Consider the following 21,246-nt stretch of genomic DNA (forward strand, 5'->3'; position numbering starts at 1 on the left):
TCAATATCCTTCGTAATTGACGTCGACGGCCCGGCCTTCGGCTGCTGCCTGGCGCACGGCCATGGCAACGGCAAGCGACTTCACGCCGTCGATCCCGTCAGCGGCCGGCCGGCCTTCGCCTGAAACGGCGCGGTTGAAGGCCGCGATCGCATATTCGTAGAGGTCGTAGCTCTCGTAAGGCACATCGGTTTCGCCCTCTTCCGTCACCAGCGTGACGGTTCCGGTTGGCCGCTGCGACATGACGTTGCGGGCGAAGATCGAGCCCTTGCTGCCATGGATTTCAAGGCCGGAGCCGGCAAACGGATGAGTGAAACTCTCATGGCTCTGAACCATGACGCCGGACGGCATCGTCCAGACCGACATCACGCTGTCCTCGACGCCCTTGCCGAGGCCGGAACTGACGGACTGGGCCACCACACGCCGCGGGTCCTCGTCGAGATAGAAGCGGACGGTATCGGCGTCATGCACGGTGATATCGGGGATCACGCCGCCGCCGGCCGCCGGATTGTCGATGCGCCAGCCGCGCAGGTGCTCCGGCAGCATGACGGCGTGAAACACCCGCATCGACAGCACCTTGCCGATCCGGCCTTCGGCAATCAACGCCTTTGCGGCGCGATGCGCGCCGGCGCAGCGCAGATGATGGTTGGTGGCAAAGACGACGCCGGCCTTTCGCGCGGCCTCCACCATCGTCCTTGCGTCCGCGACGCTCATCGCCAGCGGCTTTTCGCACAGAACATGCTTGCCGGCGGCAATGGCGGCCAGCGCTTGGTCGCGATGCTTTTCATTGGTGGTCGAGATATAAACCGCGTTGATCTCCGGACGCGCCAGAAGGGCGGAAAGCTCCGTGTCGGCATTGGGGATGTCATGGGCGGCGGCATAGGCATCGGCGCGCTCGCGGCTGGATGACAGCACGGCGTTCACGCTGTTGCCGTCATGCTTTCTGATTGCGCCGATCATATATTCGGCCGCGATCGTGCTGGCGCCGATAAGCCCCCACTGCATGCCCTGCCTCCCATTTTTGGCACGTTCCAATTTTTCCGATTTCTATGCCATCGGTTGCGCCACGTCAATCCGTGCCCGGAAATTTAGTATAGTTTGGGATAATCGGGCGAAGGAGCCATGCATGGTTGCCCGCGGCTTTCGCATGGACTACCTAAAATCCGGGGAAGCCATGTTCTCGGCCACAGGACCTCGCGGTAACGCAATCACTGTTCATATTGTGCGACTGCAGGTAAGCTTTGTTGAGAACATGGGTTGAGCTGATCTGGTATGATCAGGAACATGCTTTTGTGGCGGCAGGGGCATAGGCGGCAACGAAGCCGGCAGGGATGATTGAGTGCTAAATATTGTGATACCGATGGCCGGTCGCGGCAGCCGTTTTGCCGATGCGGGCTATAGCGACCCGAAGCCGCTTATTCCGGTGCATGGCAAGCCGATGATCCAGGTGGTCGTCGAAAATCTGACGCCGGCCGTCGATCATCGTTTCATCTTCATCTGCCAGTCCGCTCACATTCGCGATTACGGGCTTGAGGAAAAGCTGAAGGCGCTTGCAGGCAATGTCGAGATCATCGGCATCGATCATATCACCGAAGGCCAGGCCTCGACGGTCATGCTTGCCGAGCATCTGATCGATAATGACGACCCGGTGATGACCGCCAATTCGGACCAGTATATCGACATCGACATCAACGATTATCTCCGCTTCATGGGCGACGGCGGCTATGACGGCATGATCATGACGATGAAGGCGGATGACCCGAAATGGTCGTTCGTGCGCGAGGAGAACGGCCGGGTTGTCGAGACCGCGGAGAAGCGGGTGATCTCCAACGACGCCACGGTCGGCGTCTACAATTTCAGGACCGGCCGCGATCTGGTGGCGGCGACCAAGGCGATGATCGGCGACGACGAACGCGTCAATGGCGAATTCTACATCTGTCCCGCCTACAATTACCTGATCCGCGACGGGCGCAGGATCGGTCATTATTCGATCGGCAACGAGGCCGACGGCATGTATGGTCTCGGCATTCCCTCCGATCTCGACCTGTTTCTGGCCCACCCGGTTTCGGAAAAGGTGCGCTGATGGAGGTTCTGTCGCACAGGGGGCTTTGGGAAAGTGCAGCGGAAAAGAACGCCATGACGGCCTTCGTCCGCTCCTTCGATCGCGGCTTTGGCACCGAAACCGATCTACGCGACCATGCCGGCGAAATTGTCATCGCCCATGACATGCCGACAGGGAACGAGCCGCGGCTTTCGGACGTTCTGGATGTCATGGACGGCCGGAATCTGATGCTGGCGCTGAATATCAAGGCGGACGGGTTGAGCGGCAAGGTGAAGGAGATACTGGCGGCCTATGGCCACACGAATTATTTCGTGTTCGACATGTCGCTTCCCGACCTGGTGCGACAGGTGGCCGACGGGTTGACCGTCTTCACCGGTTTGAGCGATCTTCAGCCGAATGCGCCGTTGCTTGAGCAATGCGACGGGGTCTGGCTCGACTGTTTCCGTTCCGACTGGTTCGGTCCGGGCCTCATCGAGGGGTTGATTGGCCAGGGAAAGCGGGTCTGTGTGGTGTCGAGCGACCTGCACCGGCGCGATACCGCGCTCCAATGGTCGATCATAAAATCGGCCAAATGCATCGATAGCAGCCGGCTCTATTTGTGCACCGACGCGCCCGAGGCGGCGCGGGATTATTTTTCGGGAGAGTGAAGATGGCGATCAAGGCAGTCATTTTCGACATGGACGGCGTGCTGATCGAGGCCAAGGAATGGCACTATGACGCGCTCAACCGGGCGCTCGGTCTGTTCGGCTTCACCATCGAGCGCCACGAGCATCGCACCGTCTATGATGGCCTGCCGACGCGCACCAAGCTTGAGCGTCTGAGCGTGGAGAAGAAACTTCCGCCCTATCTTCATGACTTCCTCAATGAGATGAAGCAGCGCTACACGATGGAGATCATCTATGAGCGCTGCCGGCCGCGCTTCGACCACGAATACGCGCTGTCGCGTCTGAGGATGGAAGGCTATCATCTGGCGGTGGCCTCGAATTCCATGCGCGATACCGTGATGCTGATGATGGAAAAGGCGAGCCTTGCGCCCTATCTCGATTTCAAGCTGTCCAACCAGGACGTCACCAAGAGCAAGCCGGACCCGGAAATCTATCTGAAGGCGATCGAGCGGATGGGGCTTTCCCCCAAGGAATGCCTGATCGTCGAGGACAATCCGAACGGCATCAAGGCCGCGACCGCCTCCGGCGCGCATGTGATGGTCGTGAAGGAAGTGGACGAAGTCAATTATGCCGGGATCAAGGCGCGGATCGCCGAGATCGATCAGGCAGCCAAGTCAGTGGGGTCGGCGGCATGAAGATCGTTGTGCTGATGGGCGGTGAAAACCTCGACATCAAGAGCGAGCTCTATCCGCTCTACATGACGGAGTTCAACGAGGAACTGGTTCTGGAGCGCCAGATCGCCGGCCTCCAGAAGCTTTCCCCGCGCGAGATCATCTTCTGCGTCAGGTCCGCCGATATCCGCAAGTTCAATGTCGATGACGTGATCCGCCAGACCACCGATAACGGTCTCTGCGTCGAGGTCGCTGGCCCGACGGCGGGCTCGGTCTGCACCGCGCTTCTGGCGGCTGAACATATCGACGAGAACGAGGAGATCGTGCTGGTCGCCGCCGACGAACTGGTCGAGGCCGATCTTGACGGTATCGTCAAAGTCTTCCGCGAGCGCGATTGCGATGCCGGCGTGCTGGCCTTCCGCTCGGTGCATCCGCGCTATTCCTTCGCGCTTCTCGATCAGGACGGCGATGTCTGCGAGGTCGCCGAAAAGCGGCCGATCAGCAAGCATGCGCTGGTGAGCTTCTATTATTTCCGCAGCGGCAAGGATTTCGTGCGCGCCGCCCTCAACGTCGTGCGCAAGGATCGCAAGATCAACAACGCCTTCTACATCAGCCAGACCATCAACGAGATGATCCTGCGCCACGCCAAGGTCGGCATCGAATTCATCAGCAATGACAGGTTCCACCCGTTGAAGACGGAGATGCAGCTTGCGCAGTACATCTCTCAGCTCAACGACCACAAGGAGGGGCTGCTCCATTGAAGACCGCGCGCCTTGACGACATGGTGAAGGGCTGGTTCATCGGCAATTTTGACCCCAGCCTTGCAAAGACCGAGGATGTGGAGGTCGCGGTCAAGCGTTATGATCGCGGCGACAGCGAGGCCGCGCATTTTCACAAGGTCGCGACCGAATACACCGTCGTGGTGCAGGGGCGGATCCGCATGAACGGGGTCGAATATGGCGCCGGCGACATCATCGTGATGGAGCCGGGAGAGGCAACCGATTTCGAATGTCTGGAGAATGACAGTATCAATGTCGTGGTGAAGCTTCCGGGCGCAACGAACGACAAATATATGGGAATTGCCCGGCAGGATTGAAGTGTACCGGGAATGAAACTCCTGCGGTCTGCGCGGGATATAGTTATCCGGGTACTCAGAGACTGCATTATATTTACTAGCTCTACATCTGTTTGGGTTCCGTGTAGTGTATGGGTTTATCAAGCTGGGGCACGCTGATCGTAGGGTGTGAGAAGATGGACAAAGACGAAATCACATTTCTGTTCCAGGGCGTGGTGGACAAGTCTTTTCTGCGCGGCAGTTTTGCCGCGGTCAGGCGCTTTTTTCCCTCCTCCAGGATCATTCTGTCGACCTGGGTCGGAACCGATACGTCGGGTCTCGACTGCGACGAGGTGGTGCTGTGCGAGGATCCGGGCTTTTTCTACTATTCCCCGCGCGCAGGCGAAAAACCCAACAATGTCAACCGCCAGATTGTCGGCACGCGCGCCGGGCTGGAAAAGGTCGATACCCGTTTCTGCTTCCGCATGCGCACCGATTTCAGGCTGACGGGCGACGGGTTCCTGCGGTTTTTCGACGCCTATCCCGACAGCGTCGATGCCTATCAGGTGTTTTCGCACAAGCTGCTGGCGGCCTGCTATTTTTCGCGCAATCCGCGCTCGCGGGTGAGCTTTCCGTTCCACCCCTCGGACCTGGCCTTCTTCGGCTACACCGACGACATCCGCAAGATGTTCGACGTACCGCTGATGACCGAGGAGGAGGCGAACTGGGATACCGGCGGCCAGCGCTATAACCGCTACACGCCGGAGCAGCATATTTTCGTCAATGCCCTGCGCCGGGACGGAAGGCATGTGCCCTGCGCCTATTATAAGGACGCCAATCCGCAGGCGATCCTCGAAACCGAGAAGTATTTCGCCTCGAATTTCGTCTTCCTCACCTTCGACCAGTTCGACCTGATGCCCTCCAAGCCGACCTTCGTGATGAAGGTGCATCCGAACTCGTTCATGACCTGCTACACCCATAATGAGTGGATCGGGCTTTACCGCAAGCATGTCGATGCGAGCACGCCGGTTCCGGCGGAAGACCCCGAGCGCGAGAAGATCGAGAAATTCTACAAACCCTACAAGGTCTGTCGCCTGATCGGCAATGTCATCTCGCTGCCGTTCAAGAGCAAGATCCGCCGCCGGGCAATCCGCACCGGCGTGCTGGAGTTCTTCCTGTTGCCGCGCTGAGATGACCGCGCTCCCGGCAAGGCCGGGGCACGCGGTCTGGAGGGTCAGGAAGGCGTCACGCCGATTCCTGATTGCTCTCCGGATTGAGCGCGGTGACCACGTCGGAGGGGCGGATACTGCCGAGCGTCTTGCCATCCTTGCTCACTACGCGCAGCACCTTGCCGTCGCCGAGCGCATCCATCATCGCCGCAAGCTTGGTTTCAGCCTCGACGGTGGGTGAATCCGCAAGCGCCTCGTCCTCGCTCATCACGTCCTGCGCACGCAATACGCCCAGCGGGTTCACATTGGCGACGAAGTCCGCGACATAGGCGTCGGCCGGCTTGCGCACGATTTCCGAGGGCGTGCCGCACTGGACGATCCGCCCGCCCTCCATGATCGCGATCCGGTCGCCGATCTTGAAGGCCTCATCGAGGTCGTGGCTGACGAAGATGATGGTGCGCTTCAGGTTTCTCTGCAGCTCGATCAGTTCGTCCTGAAGCCGCGTGCGGATCAGCGGGTCGAGCGCGGAGAACGGCTCGTCCATCAAAAGGATCGGCGCCTCGGTGGCAAAGGCGCGGGCAAGGCCGACGCGCTGCTGCATGCCGCCCGACAATTCGCCGACGAGCTTGTCGCCCCAATCCTGAAGACCGACCAGCTTGAGCTGGGCTCTTGCCTTTTCGAGCCGCTCCTTCTGCCCCATGCCGGCGAATTCCAGCCCGAGCGCGACATTCTCGACAACGGTGCGCCATGGCAGCAGGCCGAATTGCTGGAACACCATGGAAACCCGCGACAGCCGGATGTTGCGCAGCGTCTTGGCGTCCGCCGCCGTCACATCGGTCATGCCGTTGCCGTCATTGACCAGCACGCGGCCGCGGCAGACCGGGTTCAGCCGGTTGACGGCGCGAAGCAGCGTCGACTTGCCGGAACCGGACAGTCCCATCAGCACCAGAAGCTCGCCCTCGCCCACGGAAAGCGAGCAATTGTGGACGCCGAGCACCTGGTCTGTCTCCTCCTGCACCTCGGCGCGGCTCTTGCCCTGGTCCATCATCGGCAGCGCGCTCTGCGGCCGGTCGCCGAAGACGATGTTCACATCTTCAAAAACAACAGCGTCAGCCATTACCTTTTCCTCTCGATCTTGAGAACGCGGTCAAGAATGATCGCGACGACGACGATGACGAAGCCGCTCTCGAACCCGAGCGCCGGATTGACCTGGTTGAGCGCGCGCACCACCGGCACGCCTAGCCCGTCGGCGCCGACGAGGGCTGCGACCACCACCATCGACAGCGACAGCATGATGGTCTGGTTGAGGCCGGCCATGATCTGCGGCAGGGCATAGTGGAGTTCGACCTTGGTCAGCTTCTGCCAGCCGGTGCCGCCGAACGCGTCCGCCGCCTCAAGCAGAGGTTTGGGCACGGAGGAGACGCCGAGATAGGTGAGCCTGATCGAGGCGGGCACGACGAAGATGACCGTTGCCAGCAGGCCGGGCACCATTCCGATGCCGAAGAACACGATCGCCGGGATCAGGTAGACGAAGGGCGGCAGCGTCTGCATCAGGTCCAGGATCGGCTGCAGGACCTGATAGAGGCGGGGCCGGTGGGCCGCGAAGATGCCGATCGGAACGCCGATCGCCATGCAGATGATGCAGGACGAGATCACCAGCGCCAGGCTTTCGGTGGTTTCCTCCCAATAGCCCTGGTTGATGATGAACAAAAAGCCGAGAAAGACGAACAGCGAGACCTTCCAGTTGCGCTGCAGCCAGTAGGAGGCCGCGGTCACGATCACCGCGATCACGATCGGTCCGGGCGCCTGGAGGATCCACAAGAGCTGGTCGATCAGCCAGCCCATGACGTCTGCGAGTCCATCGAAAAACCAGCCGCCATGCATTTGCAGCCAGTCGAAAATATCCTGGGCCCATCGTCCCAGCGGGATTTTGTAATCCGTCAGCCAGTGCAAGAGACTGCTCCTTTGTTCCCCGAATTCAGTGTGTCGAAACGCGCGGCCGGCCAGGGCGACGCAGAGCGATCCGGCCCCGGCATTTTGCCCCGGGCCCGCGCCGCGAAATGCGCGGCTGAAAAGCTATCATCATCGAAAAAGGAAAGCCCGGAAAGCGTTGGCTTGCCGGGCTTGAAGTATTTTTAGAGACCGAGCGATTTCTTGACCGCCGGCAGCCCCGGTTCACCCGAGGTGGTGGTCACGCCTTCAAGCCAGGCGTCAAGGGCATCCGGATTGGCCTTGATCCATTCGGCGGTGGCGTCGCCCTCGTTTTCGCCGTCGTTCAGGATCTTGCCCATGACTTCGTTTTCCATCGGCAGGGTGAACTTCAGGTTTTCAAGCAGCTTGGCGACATTCGGGCACTCTTCGGCATAGCCCTTGCGGGTGACGGTGCGCACGATGCCCTCGCCGCCGAAGAAATCCTCGCCGCCGGTGAGGTATTTCAGCGAATAGGTGGCGTTCATCGGATGCGGCTCCCAGCCGAGGAACACGATCGGCTGTTCCTGGCGGTATTTGCGGCCGACCATGGCGAGCATGCCCTGCTCGGAGCTTTCGACGACCTCGAAGCCCTCAAGCCCGTGCTTGTTCTCCTCGATCAGCGAAACCAGATAGGCATTGCCTTCATTGCCGGGCTCAATGCCGTAGATCTTGTGGTCGAGCTCATCGGCGAACTTGGCAATGTCGCCATAGGTCTTCAGACCCTTTTCATAGGTGTAGGTCGGCACCGCGAGCGTGTATTTCGTGCCCTCGAGATTGGTGGCGATAACATCGATCTCGCCTTCATCGATATAGGGCGTGATGGCGCTGGTCTGGGCCGGCATCCAGTTGCCGAGGAAGACATCGACGTCATCGCTCTTCAGCGAGGCGAAGGTAACCGGCACGGACAGGACCTTGACGTCGACCTTGTAGCCGAGGCCTTCCAGAATGTGCTTGGCTGTCGCTGTGGTGGTGGTGATATCGGTCCAGCCGACATCGGAGAAGCTGACGCTATCGCAGGCGGTTGCTTCCTGTGCCTTGGCGGCGCCGGCGGAAAGAGCGGTCGCGGCGGCAAGCGCGGCGAGGGTCAGTTTCAAGTTATAAGACATGTCAGCGTTTCCTTTCGGTTCGTTTGTCGAAGGCCGTGATGGATCGTTCGGCGTGTCAAAATAAACTGGCGGCTTCCTTGATTGATCGGTCAATCAATATAACATATGCTAAGTCATGTAAACGGCGGGTTGCCCAGAAATTCGCCAGACAGCGCCAGTGAGCATTTTTTCAGCGGGTTCAGCCAATGCCTAAGATCGGAATGGAAGCCATACGTCGCGAAGCGCTTGTACGTGCGGCCATCACCGAGGTGGGCGAGGTGGGCATGGTCGAGGTTACGGTCGCCAAGATCGCCAAGCGGGCGGGCGTTTCGCCTGCGCTCGCGCATCACTATTTCGGCTCCAAAGAAAAGATCCTGTTTGCGGCCATGCGCCGTATCCTTGACGAGTTCGGCAGTTCGGTCAAGGCCCGCTACAAGGATGCGGCCACGCCCAGAGAGCGTCTCGAGGCGATCATCGAGGCCTCGTTCGGGCCGGATCAGTTCGACCCCGCTGTTGTGGCCGCATGGCTCGCCTTTTACGTCCAGGCCCAGCAGAAGGGCGATGCCAGCCGGCTGCTCTCGATCTATGAGGCGCGGCTGCGCTCCAACCTGGTCTATGCGCTGCGCCAGCTTGTACCCCTTGAGGCCGCCCGGCGGATCGCCACCGGGCTCGGCTCGCTGATCGACGGTTTCTACCTGCGCGCCGCGCTGAAGGATTTCGGCATGAGCCGGAGCGATGCCGTCGCCATGACGCTGGAATATCTCGAACTCACGCTCGCCAAGGAGATGTCTTCATGAGTGCGCGACCGAACATTCTCGTTTTGATGGTCGACCAACTTGCCGGTACGCTGTTTCCAGACGGTCCGGCCGATTTTCTGCACACCCCCAACCTGAAGAAGCTCGCCGCCCGCTCGGCGCGGTTCCAGAACGCCTATACCGGCTCGCCGCTCTGTGCGCCGGCGCGGGCCTCGTTCATGGCCGGGCAGCTTCCCCGCCGCACCCGCGTCTATGACAATGCCGCGGAGTTTGCGCCCGATATCCCGACCTATGCCCATCACCTGCGACGCGCCGGCTACCAGACCGCGCTTTCCGGCAAGATGCACTTCGTCGGTCCCGATCAGTTGCACGGGTTCGAGGAGCGGCTGACCACCGATGTGTACCCCGCCGATTACGGCTGGACGCCGGATTACCGCAAGCCCGGCGAGCGGATTGACTGGTGGTATCACAATATGGGCTCGGTCACCGGGGCCGGCATTGGCGAGATCACCAACCAGCTCGAATATGACGACGAGGTCGCCTATGAGGCGGTGCGCAAGATCTACGATCTCGGCCGCCGCAAGGAGGACCGGCCGTTCATGCTGACGGTGTCCTTCACCCATCCGCACGATCCCTATGTGGCGCGCAGGAAATACTGGGACCTCTACGAAGATTGCGACCATCTAGACCCCGAGATCGACACGCTCGATTATGATCAGCAGGACAATCACGCCAAGCGCATTCTCGATGCCAATGACTGGCACAAGGCCACGATCGACAGGCAGGATATCCGCAATGCACGGCGGGCCTATTTCGCCAATGTCTCCTATATCGACGACAAGATCGGCGAGATCCTGGAAGCGCTCGACAGCGTCGGCTTCGGCGAGGATACCGCGATCGTGTTCGTCTCCGACCATGGCGACATGCTGGGCGAGCGCGGGCTGTGGTACAAGATGAGCTTCTATGAGGGCTCGGCCCGCGTGCCGCTGATGGTGGCGGCCCCCGGCGTTGAACCCGGTCTCGTCAAGACGCCGGCCTCCTCGATCGACATCACGCCGACGCTTGCCGATATCGCCGGCATCGACCTTGGCGAGATCGAACCCTGGGTCGATGGCGAAAGCCTGCTGCCGATTGCCGCCGGGGCCGAACGCAAGCTGCCGGTGCGGATGGAATATGCGGCCGAAGCCTCTCAGGCCCCGCTGGTCTCGATCCGCGAGGGCCGGTTCAAATATAACCACTGCGAGCTCGACCCGCCCCATCTCTTCGACCTCGCAGCCGATCCGCACGAGCTGAACAACCTTGCCGACGATCCGGCCCATGCCGAAACGGCGGCGGATTTCGCGACCAAGGTGCGGCAGTTCTGGGACATGAAGGCCTATGACGACGAGGTGCGCGAAAGCCAGGCGCGCCGCCATGTCGTCTATGAGGCGCTGAGGGCCGGGCAATACCGGCCCTGGGACTTCCAGCCTTTCAAGGATGCCTCCGAGCGCTTCATGCGCAATCACATGGATCTCAACATACTCGAGGCCAGCCAGCGCTGGCCGCGAGGGGAGTAAATTATGCGGGCTCAGCCGAAAGCAAGCCATTTCATCGACGGCGAATATGTGGAAGACGCGGCCGGCAAGCCGTTCGAGAGCGTCTATGCCGCGACCGGCGAGGTGATCGCGAACCTCCACAGCGCCACCCCGGCAATCATCGACAAGGCGATGGCTTCCGCCGTCCGCGCGCAACAGGAGTGGGCGTCGTGGCTTCCGGTCGAACGCGCCCGGGTGCTGCGCCGCGCCGCCGATATCATTCGCGAGCGCAACGAGGCGCTCTCCGAACTCGAAACGCTCGACACCGGCAAGGCCATACAGGAAACGCTGGTGGCCGATGCGACCTCGGGGGCGGACAGTCTCGAATGGTTTTCCGCGCAGGCCGCCGCGCTTTCCGGCGAAAGCGTGCCGCTGGGCGATGCCTTCGCCTATACGGTGCGCGAGCCGCTTGGCGTCTGCGTCGGCATCGGGGCGTGGAACTATCCGACCCAGATCGCCTGCTGGAAGGCGGCCCCGGCGCTTGCCTCAGGCAATGCCATGGTGTTCAAGCCCTCCGAGATGACCCCGCTTTGCGCGCTGAAGCTCGCCGAAATCTTCATCGAGGCTGGTGCGCCGAAGGGGCTTTTCAACGTGGTGCAGGGCTTTGGCGATGTCGGGGCGGCGCTTGCGACCCACAAGGACACCGCCAAGGTCTCGCTCACCGGCTCGGTGCCGACTGGCGGCAAGGTCTATGCAGCCGCCGCCTCGGGCATGCGCCATGTGACCATGGAGCTCGGCGGCAAGTCGCCGCTGGTGGTGTTCGAGGATGCCGATCTTGAGGACGCGATCGGCGGCGCTATGCTCGGCAATTTCTACTCCACCGGCCAGATATGCTCCAATGGCACAAGGGTGTTCGTGCAGAAATCCATCCTGGAGAAATTCCTGGCCCGACTGGCCGAGCGCACGAAGGCGATCCGCCTCGGCGACCCGCTCGACCCCGAAACCCATCTCGGCCCGCTGATCTCCGAAGGTCAGCGCGAAAAGGTGATGGGGTACATCGAAAAGGGCAAGGCGGAAGGCGCGCGGCTTGTGATCGGCGGCGGCGTTCCGGCAGGCGATGGCTTTGCGAAGGGTAGCTACATCGAGCCCACGGTCTTTGCCGACGTGACCGACGACATGACGATCGCGCGCGAGGAAATCTTCGGGCCGGTGATGAGCGTGCTCGCCTTCGACAGCGAGGACGAGGTGATCGCCCGCGCCAACGGCACGGAGTTCGGCTTGGCCGCCGGCCTGTTCACCAAGGATATCTCCCGCGCCCACCGCGTGGCAGGCAAGCTCGCCGCCGGCATCTGCTGGATCAACACCTATAACCTGACGCCGGTCGAAATCCCCTTCGGCGGGGTCAAGCATTCGGGCTTTGGCCGCGAGAACGGCAGGGCGGCGATGGAGTTTTATTCGCAGGTGAAGACGGTGCATGTGGCGCTGGGCAAGGTGGATAGTCCGTATTGAGAGACTCTCCTCTCCAATCTCCCCCCTTGAGGGGGAGATGCCCCGACAGGGGCAGAGAGGGGTGAACCCTCTCCGAGAGCACAGAGACTGCGGCTTTTAGGGCTTACGCCCTCTACCCCTCTCTGTCGCTTTCGCGACATCTCCCCCTCAAGGGGGGAGATCGATTGGGGCTATGCTGCTCGTCTGAGAAAAGGTCGCCCACCGCGGCAATGAAAGGGTCTAAATTGGCTGAAGCAGATTTTGTCATCGTGGGTTCGGGTTCCGCGGGCGCGGCGATGGCCTATCGGCTGTCGGAGGACGGGAAATATTCGGTGCTGGTGTTGGAATATGGCGGCACGGATATAGGCCCGTTCATCCAGATGCCGGCAGCGCTTTCCTATCCGATGAACATGAAGCGCTATGACTGGGGCTTTACCTCCGAGCCGGAGCCGAACCTCGGCAACCGGCGGCTGGCGACCCCGCGCGGAAAGGTGATCGGCGGATCGTCTTCGATCAACGGCATGGTCTATGTGCGCGGCCACGCGATGGATTTCGACCATTGGGCCGAGACGGGCGCCGCCGGCTGGGGCTTTGCGGATGTGCTGCCCTATTTCAAGCGCATGGAAAACTGGCATGACAGCGGCCATGGCGGCGATCCGTCCTGGCGCGGCAATGCCGGCCCGCTGCACGTCACCCGCGGCCCGCGCAAGAACCCGCTGTTCCACGCCTTTGTCGAGGCGGGCAAACAGGCAGGTTTCGAGCTCACCGATGATTATAACGGCGAGAAGCAGGAAGGCTTCGGGCCGATGGAGCAGACGGTCTGGAAGGGGCGGCGCTGGTCGGCGGCGAACGCTTACCTCAAGCCGGCGCTGAAGCGCGAGAACCTCGACCTTATCCGCTGCTTCGCCCGCAAGGTGGTGATCGAGAACGGCCGCGCGGTCGGCGTCGAGATCGAGCGCGGCGGCAGGGTCGAAACGGTCCGGGCGCGCCGCGAGGTGATCCTCGCCGCCTCCTCGATCAACACGCCGAAACTGCTGCTTCTGTCTGGCATCGGTCCGGCTTCAGAGTTGGCCGCGCATGATATTGCGGTGGTCGCCGATCGCCCCGGCGTCGGCAAGAACCTGCAGGACCATCTGGAGGTCTATATCCAGCAGGCCAGCACCCAGCCGATCACGCTCTACAAGCACTGGAATCTGTTCGGCAAGGCGCTGGCGGGTGCGCAATGGCTGTTCTTCAAGAACGGCATCGGCGCCTCGAACCAGTTCGAAAGCGCCGCCTTCCTGCGCTCGGCGGCGGGCGTCGATTACCCCGATATCCAGTATCACTTCCTGCCGATGGCGGTGCGCTATGACGGCACGGCGGCGGCGGAAGGCCACGGCTTCCAGGCCCATGTCGGACCGATGCGCTCGCCGTCGCGCGGCGAGATTACGCTGAAAAGCGCTGATCCGGCGGAGGACCCGAAGATCGTGTTCAACTATATGAGCCATGAGAAAGACTGGGCCGATTTCCGCCGCTGCGTCCGACTGACGCGCGAGATCTTCGCGCAAGCCGCCTTCGATCCCTATCGCGGCAAGGAAATCCAGCCGGGCTCCGATATCCAGAGCGATGACGAGATCGACGGCTTCATCCGTGAGCATGCCGAAAGCGCCTATCACCCCTGTGGAACGGCTAAGATGGGCGCGGCCAGCGACCCGATGGCGGTGGTCGATCCCGAATGCCGGGTCATCGGCGTTGACGGACTGCGGGTTGCCGACAGCTCGATCTTCCCGCGCATCACCAACGGCAATCTCAACGCACCGTCGATCATGGTCGGCGAAAAGGCCAGCGACCACATCCTCGGCCGCCACCCGCTTGCGCCGGAAAACGCCGAACCGTGGATGAACCCGCGCCGGCACACGTCGGATCGATAGGCGAGCCGCCACTTACCTTTTTGATTTTCAATAGTTATTTCTGAGGCCGAATGCCCGAGGCGGGCGTTCGGTCCAGGCCTCCCTGCGCGCCGGTTCCGCCGTGACGCGGCTATTCGTCCATCGCAAAAACCTGTTTTGCGGGCGCTTGACGAATCCAATTTCCATATTCTATAGAATATAGAACACGCAACGCGGAGGAGGAGCAAGTCGTGAAAAGCATGATTGGAGGAAAGGGTGCCGCAAGAAGGCGCGTGCTCAAGGGGATGGCCACGTCTTTGGTGCTGGCGGCAATGCCGCTCGCTGCGGCCCATGCGCAGGATGGCCTCGGTTCGCCGGGCGAGCCGGTCGAAATCAAGATCATGGCCAATGAGGCATTCGCCAATACCTGGCAGACCATTCTGGTTCCGGAATTCAACAAGAAGTTCCCGAATGTCGAGGTGCGCATCGATGGCGTGCCCTATACGGAACTGCTCGCCAAGATGATGCTCGATGCCACGAGCCCCGATCCGGAATATGATATCCTGCTGGCCGACGATCCGTGGGTGCCGCAGCTTGCCTCGATCGGCGCGCTGATGGATCTCAAGGGCGACGAGATCGCCGCGATCACCGACGCGGATTACGAATGGGACGATTTCAACGCCGCGCCGCTTGCCGCCGGCGAATGGGATGGCGTCCAGTATGCGGTCCCGGTCCGCTCCAACATGCTTTTGATGTTCTATAACCGCTCGCTCTATGACAAGGCCGGCGTGCCCACGCCGACGCCGGAGCTTACCTGGACGCAGTTCTTCGAAAATGCGCCGAAGCTGGTTCAGGATACTGATGGCGACGGCAAGGTCGATGCCTGGGCGATCGATACCTATTTCGTGCGCGATCCGCTGACGCCGACCATCTGGCAGTCGATCCTCAACGCCAATGGCGGCAGCCTGCTCGATGATGACGGCAATCCCGCCTTTGCCAACGATGCCGGCGTCGCCTCGCTGGAAACCCACAGGCGCCTGCTCGACTATGCGCCGCCCGGCGGCCTCAGCCATGGCTTCTCGGAATCGCTCCAGGCATTCCGTCAGGGCGCGGTCGCCAACATGATCACCTGGGGCAGCGTCTACAAGTCCACCGCCGTCGATCCGCAGTCGACGACGCTCACCACCGATGAGGTCGGCATTCAGGTGCTTCCGGTCGGCGATGTCCGCGCCGGCACGCATCGCGGCATCTGGATTGCCGGCATCAGCAGCAAGACGGAACATCCCGAGGCGGCATGGGCCTTCCTCCAGTGGTTGACCTCGAAGGAGGGCGAAAGCGTAAACGCCGCGCTGGTCGGCTCGTTCCCGGCCCGCAAGTCGACGCTTTCCGGAGAGCCGAGCGAACCATGGCTGGCACCGGTCTATGCCACGCTGCAGAACGCCTATGAAGTTGCCGAAGAGGGCAGGATGTGGCGCATTCGCAGCCCGAAATCGGACGCCGCCCAGCAGGTGCTTGCGGATGAAGTGGCCCGCGCGCTTGCCGGTCAGGCTTCCACGCAGGAGGCGCTCGATACCGCCTCCAAGAAAATCTCCAGGGTGCTGAACTAGCCCGTTCAGTCAACCAGACGAGACGGATGCGGGCCTTCCCGCATCCGTCTCCAACTTCCGGAATTTTATAACAGCTTTTGCCGGCGGAGACGCGGCGCGAGCGAGATCGTGTCGATGCTTTCGGCATCGAATGCCTGGGTCGGAAATATCCGCGCCCATACCGACTGAGGACCATGATGCCAACGAAGGCCATAATCAGTGACGTCAAGACGCTGTCCTGCAGCAATTCCTGGCGCAACTACAATTTCCTGAAGATCACCACCGAGGACGGGATCGTCGGCTGGAGCGAGTTCGACGAGTATTTCGGCTCGCCCGGCGTCGGCGCGGCGATCAACCAGATTTCGCCGCGCATGATCGGCAAGAGCGCGATGCATCACGAGCATATCCGCGAGGATCTGCGCAATGTCACGCGGCCCGGTTCCGGCGGCGTCGTCGGCCAGGCGCTGGGGGCGATCGAGAATGCGCTTCTCGACATCAAGGCCAAGGCGCTGGACGTGCCCTGCCATGTTCTGCTCGGCGGCAAGGTGCGCGACAGGATCCGGGTCTACTGGTCCCATTGCGTTTCCTATCGCACCCGCACCCAGCATTTCTCGCCCGGCATCACCGATATCGATGGCGTGAAGCAGATCGCCCGCGAAGTCGGCGAAAAGGGGTTTTCGGCGCTCAAGACCAATATCTTCCGCTATGACGCGGAGGGTCGGATCGAGCCCTGGTCGCCCGGCTTCGGCCGGCCCTACGAGACCGGTCGCAATGTCGAGCGCAAGACGCTCGCGGGCCTGCGCCAGCATCTCGAGACCATGCGCGAAGCCGCCGGCCCCGACATCGACATGCTGCTCGATCTCAATTTCAACGGAAAGACCGACGGCTATCTGAAGATCCTTCGCGAAATCGACGACCTCGACCTGTTCTGGGTCGAGATCGACACGCTCGATCCCGAGGCGCTCGCCTATATCCGCGCGCAAAGCCGGCACCCGATCGCCTCGTGCGAGACCCTGATCGGTCTGCAGCAGTTCCTGCCCTTCTTCCGCGCCCAGGCCGTCGATGTCGCGATCATCGACACGCCCTGGAACGGCGTCTGGCAGTCGATGAAGATCGCCGCCGCGGCCGAGGCCTACGAGACCAATGTCGCCTGCCACAATTTCTATGGCCATCTCTGCACAATGATGAATGCGCATTTCTGCGCGGCGGTGCCGAACCTCACGATCATGGAAACCGATATCGACCGGATCGGCTGGGACGCGGAAATCTTCACCCATCAGCCGGAATTCAAGGACGGCTATCTCATCCTTCCCGACAGGCCCGGCTGGGGCACGGAACCGATCGAGGCCGCGCTTGCCGACCATCCGCCGGTTCCAGGCGCCGGCATGTGGCAGCGCACCGAAGCCTCGAAGCTTTCGGTATGATGGCGGATGAGGGGAGGCGCGGGCTTCGATCATGAATGAGAAAGTGGATGTCCTCATCATCGGCGCGGGCGCGTCCGGCGCCGCCGTGGCTTGGAGCCTTGCCGATACCAGGATGCGTATCCTGTGCCTGGATCAGGGGGACTGGCAGAACATGTCAGATTTCCCCAGCAACGGGCGGGACTGGGAAGCGCGCCTGACGGAGGACTTCGCGCTTAGCCCGAACCGGCGGCGGCTTGCCGCCGACTATCCGGTCAATGACGACGATTCGCCGATCAAGATCTCCAATTTCAATGGCGTCGGCGGCGGCACCATCCTTTACGCCGGACATTACCCCCGGCTCCACCCCTCCGATTTCAAGGTCCGCAGCCTGGATGGCGTCGCCGATGACTGGCCGATCGACTACGAGACGCTGGAGCCTTTCTTCGCGCTCAACGACCGGATGATGGGCGTTGCCAGCCTGGCGGGCGATCCGGCCTATCCTACGAAAGAGCAGGTCATGGGGCCGATCCCGCTTGGCCGCACGGGTGAGGTGCTCGGCAAGGCCATGAATGATCTCGGCTGGCACTGGTGGCCGTCGGATGCGGCGATCGCGACGCGCGAATATGAGGGCCGCGCGCCCTGCATCAATCTCGGCCAATGCGGCTCCGGCTGCGCCCAGGGCGCCAAGGGCACGACCGATCTGACCTACTGGCCGGAGGCGCAGCGCGCGCGCGTCGAGATACGGCCGCGCTGTCGCGTCAGCCGGATTGAGACCGGTCCGGACGGCATGGCGACGGGGGCTTACTATTTCGACGCAGACGGCAAGGAGCAGTTCCAGCCGGCCGAGATCGTGATCCTTGCCTGCAACGGCATCGGCACGCCGCGCCTGTTGCTGAACTCGGCGTCCGGCCGTTTTCCCGATGGTCTCGCCAATTCCAGCGGCCTTGTCGGGCGCAACCTGATGCTCCACCCCTATGCCCAGATACGCGGCCATTTCGAGCAGCCGATGGATGGCCATCGCGGCTCGCCGATCTGCATCTGGAGCCATGAATTCTATGAGACCGACGCGGCGCGCGGTTTCGTGCGCGGCTATTGCTATCAGTTTTCGCGCGGCATGGGCCCGGTTCGCACGGCGATGACCGGCATGGCGGATGGGCTGCTGCCCTGGGGCGAGGACCATCATGATGCCTTCCGCCGCCTGTTCGGCCACAGCGCCGGCATGCTGGCGATCTGCGAGGACCTGCCCGAAGAGCATAATCGCGTCACGCTCGATCCCGATCTGAAGGATGCAAACGGCATTCCCGCGCCGAAGATCAGCTACCGGCTGAGCGAGAATTCGCGCCTCATGCTCGACCATTCGGTGGCGCGCGGCATCGAGATACTGGAAGCCGCTGGCGCGCGCGACATCACCACCCGGTCGCCGCTGCCCTATGCCGGCTGGCATCTGATGGGCACGGCGCGCATGGGCACGGACCCGGAGCGTTCCGTCGTCAATGAGTGGGGCCGCAGCCATGATGTGAAGAACCTGTTCATCGTCGACGGCAGCGTTTTCGTCACCTCCGGCGGCGTCAACCCGACCTCGACGATCCAGGCGGTGGCGCTCTACGTCGCCGACCAGATCAAGACCCGCCTCTACGAGCTTTTCGATTGAACCGGCCATGACACAGACGATGACAGACCGCGCGGAACCGCCGCCCTTCGAGGACGATAACAAGACGCTGCTTGCGATCGTCGGACACATGATCCCGGCAAGCGCGCGCCACGGCGTGCCCGGCGCCGATGATCCGGCGATCTATGCCGATATCCTGCGCTCCGTCGGCCGTGACAGGCAGGCGCTGGCAGAGGCGCTGGCGGCGGTCGAGGCGCGGGCCGGGACCGGTTTTGCCGCGCTTTCGCGCGAGGAGCAGGCCTCGATCCTTCAGAAATTCCGCGCCAATGAGCCGGCGCTTGCCGGCGTGATGGAGGCTGTCACCGCGCGCTGCTATTATCGCGACGATCGGGTCATGGCATCGATCGGCATCGAGGTCCGTCCGCCATTTCCTGAAGGCTATGCCGTGGAGGCGGGCGATCTGTCGCTGCTTGATACGGTGCGGGCGCGCGGGCCGATCTGGCGTGCGCCCTGAACAAGGCGCGCACCGGCGACAGCGGGAAAGACCCCGTCGGAGGACGGGAGGAGGACGAGGAAGCATGAGGGAGGAGATCGGGATGACGACAGAGACCGCATCGCGCCGCGATGCCGCAGATGGCGGGGCCGCCCGCCACGCCCGGCGGCATGCGCTTGCCGACCTTCTGACCCGCTGGTCGTTCCTGATACCGAGCATGCTGGTGCTGATCGTCATGCTGGCCTATCCGATCTTCTACACGATCGAGATCAGCTTCTCCTCCTTCGATCTCGCGAGCTTCAGCGCCGATCAATGGGTCGGTTGGGAGAATTACCGCGAGGTGATCGGCGACTACCGGTTCTGGGAATCGCTGAAGGTCACGCTGATCTATCTGGTGATCGCCCTGCCGCTGCAGGTCGTGCTCGGCTTCGGCATCGCCTATCTTATCAATGCCGAGTGGTGGGGCCGGGGCATATTGCGTGCGCTGTTCATCATTCCCATGGTCGTCGCACCCGTGGTCGCCGGCGGCATGTGGCGGATGATCCTCGATCCGCTCTGGGGCATCGCCAATTACTGGCTCGGCCTTGTCGGCCTCGGCCCGCTCGACTGGTTCGGCGATGCCAGGCTCGCCATGGCCTCGATCATCATCATAGACACGTGGCGCTGGACCCCGTTCATCGTGCTGATCGCCACCGCCGCGCTGCTTGCCCTGCCCAAGGACGTGTTCGAGGCCGCCAAGATCGACGGCGCCGGCTGGTGGTCCACGCTCTGGTCCGTTGCCGTGCCGCTGCTGGTGCCCGTGATCGCGGCCACCTTCGTTATCCGCTGGCTCGGCGCGGTCAAGATGTTCGACATCGTGCTCGCCGCCACCTATGGCGGGCCGGGCAAGGCGACCAATGTCATCAACCTGTTCATCTACGAGGAGGCGTTCCGCTCGCTGCGCTTTGCAGAATCAGCGGCGATGGCCGTGATCGTGCTGATCCTGACCATGGTGCTGACCGGCATTTTCCTGCGCGGCAGCCGCAAGCTGGAGGAACTGTTTTGAGCGCCCCCGTCCCATCGTCAGCGCCAGCAGGCGCGTTCGGCCACAGGCTGCGGATTGCCGCCGCCATCATCGTCAGCCTGTTCTTCCTGTTTCCGATCTACTGGATGGTGCTGACCTCGTTCAAGCAGCAGGTGGACATCTTCACCAATCCGCCGACCTTCTTCTTCACCCCGACGCTTGCGACCTACACCGAATATATCGCGCGCGCCGATATCGTCCGGCGGCTGGTCAACACCGTCATCGTCGCCGCCGGCTCCGGCCTGCTGTCGATCGTGGTCGGCACCATGGCGGGTTACGCGCTTGCCCGCATCCGGCTTCGCGGGGCCGGCACGATCGGGCTTCTGATCCTGCTGTCGCGCGGCGTGCCGCCGATCGCGCTGGCGGTGCCGATGTTCCTGGTCGCGCGCAAGTTCGGGCTTACCGACAAGCACATCACCCTGATCCTGGCCTACAGCACCTTCCTGATTCCCTATGTGATGTGGCTGATGCGCAGCTTCTTCCTGTCGCTGCCAAAGGAGCTCGAGGAATCCGCCATGATCGACGGATGCTCGCGTTATGGCGCCTTCTTCAAGATCATCCTGCCGATTTCGCTGCCCGGCCTGCTGTCGACGCTGATCTTCAGCATGATCCTTGCCTGGGAGGAACTGCTGTTCGCGCTCGTGCTCACCAACCGCAATGCCTCCACCATACCGGTGGCGATCGCCGGCATTGCCGGCGACACGGTCAACGGCGCGAATTGGGGCGCGCTCACCGCCGTTGGCACGATCACCGTCGTTCCGGTGGTGATCTTCGCGCTTCTGGTGCAGAAGTGGCTTATCAAGGGCTTGGCGGACGGCGCGACCAAGGGATAATTGCGCCGGAGCCTCAAAAC

General features: G+C 62.1%; 20 protein-coding genes. 16 read left to right on the forward strand and 4 right to left on the reverse strand.

Features of this window, described 5'->3' with window-relative positions:
• Positions 1 to 1,002 (reverse strand): Gfo/Idh/MocA family protein, encoded by a 1,002-nt coding sequence (locus tag V6766_RS03025; protein ID WP_448463465.1) that lies wholly within the window; start codon positions 1,000 to 1,002, stop codon positions 1 to 3.
• Positions 1,003 to 1,336: 334 nt separating this feature from the next.
• On the opposite strand from V6766_RS03025, the gene V6766_RS03030 reads away from it, so the two are divergent.
• From V6766_RS03030 to V6766_RS03055, 6 genes are all read left to right on the forward strand, one after another.
• Positions 1,337 to 2,080, forward strand: a complete 744-nt coding sequence (locus V6766_RS03030) for a glycosyltransferase family 2 protein (protein WP_448463467.1) — start codon at positions 1,337 to 1,339, stop codon at positions 2,078 to 2,080.
• On the forward strand, positions 2,080 to 2,706 hold the full coding sequence (locus V6766_RS03035; protein WP_448463469.1) for a phosphodiesterase: 627 nt from the start codon (positions 2,080 to 2,082) through the stop codon (positions 2,704 to 2,706). The genes V6766_RS03030 and V6766_RS03035 overlap by 1 nt, the downstream gene beginning before the upstream one ends.
• 2 nt (positions 2,707 to 2,708) lie before the next feature.
• The gene (locus V6766_RS03040) at positions 2,709 to 3,359 is read left to right on the forward strand and encodes an HAD family hydrolase (protein ID WP_448463471.1); all 651 of its coding nucleotides are present in this window, start codon (positions 2,709 to 2,711) and stop codon (positions 3,357 to 3,359) included.
• Positions 3,356 to 4,096, forward strand: coding sequence for a glycosyltransferase family 2 protein (locus tag V6766_RS03045; RefSeq protein ID WP_448463473.1), 741 nt, complete (start codon positions 3,356 to 3,358; stop codon positions 4,094 to 4,096). Before V6766_RS03040 ends, V6766_RS03045 begins: the two co-directional genes overlap by 4 nt.
• Positions 4,093 to 4,431, forward strand: coding sequence for a hypothetical protein (locus V6766_RS03050; protein WP_448463475.1), 339 nt, complete (start codon positions 4,093 to 4,095; stop codon positions 4,429 to 4,431). The genes V6766_RS03045 and V6766_RS03050 overlap by 4 nt, the downstream gene beginning before the upstream one ends.
• A 155-nt stretch (positions 4,432 to 4,586) precedes the next feature.
• The gene (locus tag V6766_RS03055) at positions 4,587 to 5,579 is read left to right on the forward strand and encodes a WavE lipopolysaccharide synthesis family protein (RefSeq protein WP_448463477.1); all 993 of its coding nucleotides are present in this window, start codon (positions 4,587 to 4,589) and stop codon (positions 5,577 to 5,579) included.
• Between the two features lie 55 nt (positions 5,580 to 5,634).
• Here V6766_RS03055 and choV read toward each other — a convergent pair whose 3' ends face one another.
• From choV to choX, 3 genes are all read right to left on the reverse strand, one after another.
• Entirely contained in the window at positions 5,635 to 6,675 is a 1,041-nt protein-coding gene (gene choV, locus V6766_RS03060; RefSeq protein WP_448463479.1) for a choline ABC transporter ATP-binding protein, read from the reverse strand.
• Positions 6,675 to 7,511 carry a choline ABC transporter permease subunit gene (choW, locus tag V6766_RS03065; protein WP_448463481.1) on the reverse strand — a complete coding sequence of 279 codons (837 nt, stop codon included), beginning with the start codon at positions 7,509 to 7,511 and terminating at the stop codon, positions 6,675 to 6,677. Before choW ends, choV begins: the two co-directional genes overlap by 1 nt.
• Before the next feature lie 182 nt (positions 7,512 to 7,693).
• Positions 7,694 to 8,635, reverse strand: a complete 942-nt coding sequence (choX, locus tag V6766_RS03070) for a choline ABC transporter substrate-binding protein (RefSeq protein ID WP_448463483.1) — start codon at positions 8,633 to 8,635, stop codon at positions 7,694 to 7,696.
• 185 nt (positions 8,636 to 8,820) lie between these two features.
• Here choX and betI point away from each other — a divergent pair, with 185 nt between their 5' ends.
• From betI to V6766_RS03120, 10 genes are all read left to right on the forward strand, one after another.
• The gene (gene betI / locus V6766_RS03075) at positions 8,821 to 9,411 is read left to right on the forward strand and encodes a transcriptional regulator BetI (protein WP_448430127.1); all 591 of its coding nucleotides are present in this window, start codon (positions 8,821 to 8,823) and stop codon (positions 9,409 to 9,411) included.
• Positions 9,408 to 10,925 carry a choline-sulfatase gene (betC, locus tag V6766_RS03080; protein ID WP_448463485.1) on the forward strand — a complete coding sequence of 506 codons (1,518 nt, stop codon included), beginning with the start codon at positions 9,408 to 9,410 and terminating at the stop codon, positions 10,923 to 10,925. The genes betI and betC overlap by 4 nt, the downstream gene beginning before the upstream one ends.
• A 3-nt stretch (positions 10,926 to 10,928) precedes the next feature.
• A complete protein-coding gene (betB, locus tag V6766_RS03085) occupies positions 10,929 to 12,392 on the forward strand; it encodes a betaine-aldehyde dehydrogenase (RefSeq protein ID WP_448463487.1) in 1,464 nt (487 codons plus the stop codon).
• A 209-nt stretch (positions 12,393 to 12,601) separates the two neighbouring features.
• On the forward strand, positions 12,602 to 14,281 hold the full coding sequence (gene betA / locus V6766_RS03090; protein WP_448463489.1) for a choline dehydrogenase: 1,680 nt from the start codon (positions 12,602 to 12,604) through the stop codon (positions 14,279 to 14,281).
• A 218-nt stretch (positions 14,282 to 14,499) separates the two neighbouring features.
• Complete coding sequence (locus tag V6766_RS03095; RefSeq protein ID WP_448463904.1) at positions 14,500 to 15,846, forward strand: ABC transporter substrate-binding protein; 1,347 nt, start codon at positions 14,500 to 14,502, stop codon at positions 15,844 to 15,846.
• A 176-nt stretch (positions 15,847 to 16,022) separates the two neighbouring features.
• Positions 16,023 to 17,249, forward strand: a complete 1,227-nt coding sequence (locus V6766_RS03100) for a mandelate racemase/muconate lactonizing enzyme family protein (protein WP_448463491.1) — start codon at positions 16,023 to 16,025, stop codon at positions 17,247 to 17,249.
• 31 nt (positions 17,250 to 17,280) lie between these two features.
• A complete protein-coding gene (locus tag V6766_RS03105) occupies positions 17,281 to 18,879 on the forward strand; it encodes a GMC family oxidoreductase (RefSeq protein WP_448463493.1) in 1,599 nt (532 codons plus the stop codon).
• A 19-nt stretch (positions 18,880 to 18,898) separates the two neighbouring features.
• Complete coding sequence (locus tag V6766_RS03110; RefSeq protein ID WP_448463495.1) at positions 18,899 to 19,351, forward strand: gluconate 2-dehydrogenase subunit 3 family protein; 453 nt, start codon at positions 18,899 to 18,901, stop codon at positions 19,349 to 19,351.
• An 82-nt stretch (positions 19,352 to 19,433) separates the two neighbouring features.
• Complete coding sequence (locus tag V6766_RS03115; RefSeq protein ID WP_448463497.1) at positions 19,434 to 20,375, forward strand: carbohydrate ABC transporter permease; 942 nt, start codon at positions 19,434 to 19,436, stop codon at positions 20,373 to 20,375.
• A complete protein-coding gene (locus V6766_RS03120) occupies positions 20,372 to 21,226 on the forward strand; it encodes a carbohydrate ABC transporter permease (RefSeq protein WP_448463499.1) in 855 nt (284 codons plus the stop codon). Before V6766_RS03115 ends, V6766_RS03120 begins: the two co-directional genes overlap by 4 nt.
• Positions 21,227 to 21,246 lie beyond the last annotated feature (20 nt).

This window comes from Martelella sp. AMO21009 (genome assembly GCF_053484295.1).